The following is a 5272-nucleotide window of genomic DNA, read 5'->3' on the forward strand; positions in this document are numbered from 1 at the left end:
TTCATCCATTCGCCAGGAAGAAGCCACCGGCTTCTTTTTATTACGAGCTCGATGCTCTAATAATGGACTGAATTTAATGACCCATCGATTGAGGGTTGAGTGATCAATTGACAGTCCACGCTCAGAGAGGATCTCTTCAATTTCACGATAACTGAGCTTGTAAGCTAGGTAATAACGTACGGAGAGAAGAATAATAGCGGACGGAAACTGACAGCCTTTAAACATAATGAGAACATCCGATTGGTAAGAACTACGGTATTTTACCGTAGTTTAGTCAAACTTTGCGACAGAACCTAAAAAAGCCGTCGATAAGGTCCTGTAAGCATCCCCTTCCGTGACGAATAAAATCACCCTTAATTGGGCTATTTACCATAATGGACCTAATAAACACCGGATTTTTTGCCTAGTAGCTCTTGAAAAGAGTAGTTTCAGTGCCCAGATTTGAATATGGTGCAATAGTTGTACCTTAATGGGTGAAATAAAAAGGTTATACGTAATGAATGATTGGGAATATGTGAATTTTAGTGAAGATCATGAAATGGATTATCATTTGGGCTAGTTAGTAAATCCAAATCGGCATACAACAGAAAGTATCTAATAGATAATACGCAATGGACAGCAAAGAAAGAGCTAAACAAAACGCGCATTACTCACGATGAATTCAAGCCTTTTGTGGAAGCAGATAAGGCGAACTTGGAAGATCCTGCTTAACGTTGAAATGCATATAAAAGAACGCCTCCGTCGGGAGGCGTTCTTCGTGGTGGAGTAACGCGGCTGTACATAACTCCAATAATGCGGTCAAAAAGAAGCACCAATGGGGTTGCTTCTTTTTGTAAGAGGTTTTTTATTTTAAGATCTCCTTTCGGATTTCTTTGTGTGAATCCAAAAGGTCTAACAACATACTTAATGCTTTAGGAGGGGCTAGCTCCCCTCGTTCGTAACGAGAAAAAGCATTGTGTCCGCCACCAAATAGTTCTCCAGCGTCCTTTTGATTTAGCCCTAGTGCTTTTCGGATACTACGAATTTTTTTCGGTTCAATAATTCCATCGACTCTTGCCCTAAATGCTTGAATATCAATACGGTTGAATTTTACATCATCAGGCTCAAGAATCGCTTCTTCACAGCAGGAGCAGTGTATGCCTGGCTGTTGGATTAATAGTGTGTGTCCTTTGTAATGGTATTCGGTATCACGATTTTCTCGATTCATAACACCTTCTCCACAAAAAGGACAAGATTTACCGTTAAAGTTACCCATACTATGTGCCTCTACAAACAATTATTTTCTCTTAAAAGAGACAATGTACATACTGATAAAGCCGCTTCCGATATCTTGAAATTTAGTGTAGATATCGACGCCACACCAAGACGTTCGATAAACATCAAAGTAGCCAAGATCAGGTCGCTTATCGGATGGCATGGTTTTATAGAAGTCGGATGGTTGTAATGATTTTATTACGTCCACCACATCCTGTTCATCCATACCTAGCTCTACGTACCCCTGACGAGCTGACTTTGTAAACCGAAGCTTATCAACTTTAGAGAATGTTTTTTTTATCAAATAAAGATCGTAACTTGGAGTAGTAAAGCTGGTTGTCATTGCAAGCCCCATTACCCTTTAAGGGTTATTATTTATGTATAAGCCAATAGTGTCAAGTAATTTTACACTTATGAAACTTGTATGGTACTGAGTCTAAAGCCCAATGAAAACGTATTCTATGTAGAGTACACAAAGTTACTCCTCAATGGACACGGTTTCATTTGTTTGATTTCTTGGTGTAAGTTCGTTTAGGACGCATTCTGGAAGAATGTAATTCCTCAGCATATATCCGACCTTTGCTAGTAAGTTGCCACATATTCTCATTCTCTTTAGCAGAAGAATTAAGCAACTTGTTTTCATTCGGCTGATAAACCAAATAACCATTGTCTGACAACTTTCTTAAACCGACCAAAAAATGATTTGAGGTTAATTCTTTACACAGTGACTTACTAACCTGTTTACGTAGATAGCTAGTGTGTACTGGTGTATGCTTACCGTGATTCAGTTCAATGTAATGTATAATCAACATCGCAAGACTCGCACACAACTCAGGACTAGGGAAATTATGAGGGGATCCGTCAGTGCCGATGCTTACGGTTCAATATATGAATATCGTGATCAACATAACAATATTTAATAAAACGCTAATGTATTTAAAAAGGAATAACTGAGATGTTATTCACTACTGATGAATCAATCTATAAAATACAGACGGCCTAAGTAAGGTTGAGTAAAAAATGTGGATATTTAATCAAACAATGAATAATTTAATTAATTTAAAGCTATTTATAGTGATGATGTATCTTGATGTTAGTCACATTTTCAGTGTTTATTTCATCCTATTATGGCAACAATATTAATTGCACAAGTATTTAAAGTGGTTAATTTATTTTTAACTGCAAGGTTACAAAATAATTAATAACAACGTATTTATGATAGGTTAAATATATTGTAAAAACAATCAACTTATAAAGTGATTTCGATTACTAAAGTTAATATTTAATAGTATGAACACCTAAATTGAAAAATATGTAACCAGGTGCGCATTAAATTGATCAGTAATGCCTTATTGACAAAAGCCAAGTATTAACCGTCGAAATTAGCGTACAAATATTGTGCAATCAGTAGCAATTGTTGCTGTAATAGCTAAATGTTATGCATGGGAATAGACCTTAGATCGATTTGTTAATGGATCAAAATCCCGCTGGTCAAGAGTCATTTTCATCTCTCATTAAATGTACGCAACTTGTTTTACTACAGTAAATTATATAATTAACCAATGGATGGAATAATACTATGACGACTTTATTTTTACGGGTATTTAAGACTTTAGCTATATGTAGTGTATTTAGCACCTCTGTCGCTATTGCTGATAAAAATGTGATGGGGGATAATCCCTTATTATATTCAGTAGCTTGGAAGCAAACAGCTGCTGAGTATCAAGCTCTTTATTATCAAGGATTTAATGTTGCAAGAATGCATGTAGAAGCGGCACTTGCTAATCACAAAGAAGGTGATAAGCCAATTGCTATTGTATCTGATTTTGATGATACACTAGCTCAACCCCTCGCTTATTGGGGGGATCTAGTTAATAAAAATCTTGATTTTTTTGATGACTCTATTTGGGATAAGTGGATTCCAACCAATGGAATGATTGCCTCACCGGGAGCTAAAGACTTTCTAGATTTTTGTGATGAGAATGGTGTCGAGATTTTCTATATTACTAGTCGTGATCAAGGTGAAAAAACAGTTGAATATGCACTTGGAAATATCCGTCATTTGAAATTTCCACTAAAAGACGAATCTCACCTTACCGTACTACGTGATACATCAAATAAGGAAAAGCGACAGGACGAAATAATGAAAAGTTATGACGTTGCTGTATTCCTTGGTGACAACCTGAATGACTTCCGTCGTAAATATTATATTAAAGGGGATATTGAAGGACGCATTGCTAAAATGGAAGAAGATCGTGATATGTATGGTATGAAGTATGTGCTATTCCCCAACCCAACTGATGGACAGTGGTTAGCCGCTATCTTTGGGCAATCTGAGCCGTCGGCTAGTGATAAAAATCGATTAATATTAAAGAAAGCAGCATCTAAGACTGCTTGGGATAACAAGTAAGATAAAAGTACTGCGGAAATGCAGGCGTACTGATTTTCAGGTGCAACTAGGCTGCTAACGAGTAGAATGGTTCTGTCGCAAATCTAGTTAGAGGCGTGACAGACCCACTCTACAGACACAATTATACTGCGAGTGCGTAGAATCGTTCAAAGGCCGTCTGGCCTTCAATATCTATCTGATCTTGTTTCAACATAGTCCACACTTCCCGCTTATGCAGTTCGAAAACACCCGGGATACAGCAAGCGCTAAGTAATCATTACCTTAAAAAAGCAGGATTGTTTTCACTAAGAGATGGATGGATTGCTGTTCAATACCCAAATCAGAAAATATAGATTAGGCGTTCTGAATGAACCGCCCTGTGCGGATCCGCATACAGGGTGGTGTGGGGGCTGGAGGGTAAATACCTCCGGCTACCCGATTAGAAGCCAGTTAAGACTTCCACTGTTCTGTCAACTTTTCAAAATCTAGATCAACCCTCTCACTTTTCCAAAGTTTAAAGTAAGGAATATTAAAAGATGAAGGCGGCAGCTCAGTCTTATCAATCTTAACAAGAGAAGGTAAAATTCTTCAAACATTGTCCGAGCCGCTTATGTAAACTCCCCGCTGTCAACAACAAAATGGGTGGTCGATGAATTAATGCGTGCTTATGTACGAGTTCTGACAGGGTAGCGAACCCAGACTCTGTGATATTTACGCGGACCAGTAAACAATTCTATTTTACGAGCTTGATGCTCTTTGCGGCTCACTGCTTGTACTGGTTGATTTTCATCTTCGATTTAGCATTTTATTATTTGAACACATTAACAATCTAATATTATTTTCGCCTTGTACTCAGTGCCTTGGGTTAGCATTACAAAAGCGGTTCTTACAGTTTTATTCGCCAAGGCCACGGCAGCGCATTTTATGCCTAGTCTGGCGACTAAGGGGTAGACAGGGAATTAGTAAATTATCCTACGTTAATGATTTAAAATGTAAAATACCTGACACTTTATTTTCAATCTCCCTCCCTAAAATTTAGCGTGTCGTTACCGTTAGGCTTGCGAGCGATGGATATTCTTTCTCTACATTAATATTATTCCCACCCTTGTGACCAATCACTAAATGCACTGTAGGGCTCTGCAGTTTAACTGAAATTGCGATTTTCATGTTACGGTTATTCTGCAAGTAACCGACCGCCGCATTTAGTTCTGGAACATACTGAGCCACACCCACCGAAACCCCACCTTCCGTTGTTTTGTCAATAACGGTATGGGATTGCAGCAGTAGTTGATTGAGTTTCTTAATTGTCGTTTCCATTGTTAAATCCTTTATTTTTACATTAACGAAAATACTCTTTAAATATCATCAGAGATGACAAGAGTATTGAATCATATAGGATGTCCGTCTAATTCATTACAGTGTTTCGCCATACCTTGACTTTTACCCCCTAAGAAACGGCACAGTAGAAAGGCCGTTATTGAGTAGCCAGTTTTTGACCTCTTCTTCGGTTAAGTGAGGCTCTACAATAGCCCAACGGAAGCCTTGTTTAGACCACTTACCGCCAGCACCTTTAAATTCAACCTCGTCAACATAAACAACCACGATTTCGGGTTCTGTCGCAAAGTTTTA

Annotated in this window: 5 protein-coding genes and 2 pseudogenes; 1 reads left to right on the forward strand and 6 read right to left on the reverse strand. The window is 38.1% G+C overall.

The window, feature by feature from the left end:
• From AACT19_RS09435 to AACT19_RS09445, 3 genes and pseudogenes are all read right to left on the reverse strand, one after another.
• A pseudogene (locus tag AACT19_RS09435) lies at positions 1-225 on the reverse strand (IS6 family transposase); the annotation flags it as partial.
• 619 nt (positions 226-844) lie between these two features.
• Entirely contained in the window at positions 845-1255 is a 411-nt protein-coding gene (locus AACT19_RS09440) for a type II toxin-antitoxin system MqsA family antitoxin (protein ID WP_048659136.1), read from the reverse strand.
• Positions 1256-1276: 21 nt separating this feature from the next.
• Positions 1277-1597, reverse strand: coding sequence for a type II toxin-antitoxin system MqsR family toxin (locus AACT19_RS09445; protein ID WP_048659135.1), 321 nt, complete (start codon positions 1595-1597; stop codon positions 1277-1279).
• 1236 nt (positions 1598-2833) lie between these two features.
• Between AACT19_RS09445 and AACT19_RS09450 the strand changes: the two genes are divergently transcribed.
• The gene (locus AACT19_RS09450; protein ID WP_076646061.1) at positions 2834-3664 is read left to right on the forward strand and encodes a 5'-nucleotidase, lipoprotein e(P4) family; all 831 of its coding nucleotides are present in this window, start codon (positions 2834-2836) and stop codon (positions 3662-3664) included.
• Between the two features lie 800 nt (positions 3665-4464).
• On the opposite strand, the pseudogene AACT19_RS09455 reads toward AACT19_RS09450, so the two are convergent.
• From AACT19_RS09455 to AACT19_RS09465, 3 genes and pseudogenes are all read right to left on the reverse strand, one after another.
• Positions 4465-4596, reverse strand: a pseudogene (locus tag AACT19_RS09455) (IS110 family transposase); the annotation flags it as partial.
• A gap of 82 nt (positions 4597-4678) precedes the next feature.
• Positions 4679-4960, reverse strand: coding sequence for a hypothetical protein (locus tag AACT19_RS09460; protein WP_242658937.1), 282 nt, complete (start codon positions 4958-4960; stop codon positions 4679-4681).
• Positions 4961-5083: 123 nt separating this feature from the next.
• The gene (locus AACT19_RS09465) at positions 5084-5245 is read right to left on the reverse strand and encodes a hypothetical protein (RefSeq protein ID WP_165689841.1); all 162 of its coding nucleotides are present in this window, start codon (positions 5243-5245) and stop codon (positions 5084-5086) included.
• Positions 5246-5272: the final 27 nt, after the last annotated feature.

Source organism: Vibrio sp. 10N.222.47.A9 (assembly GCF_963872585.1).
In the GTDB taxonomy this organism is placed as follows: domain Bacteria; phylum Pseudomonadota; class Gammaproteobacteria; order Enterobacterales; family Vibrionaceae; genus Vibrio; species Vibrio splendidus.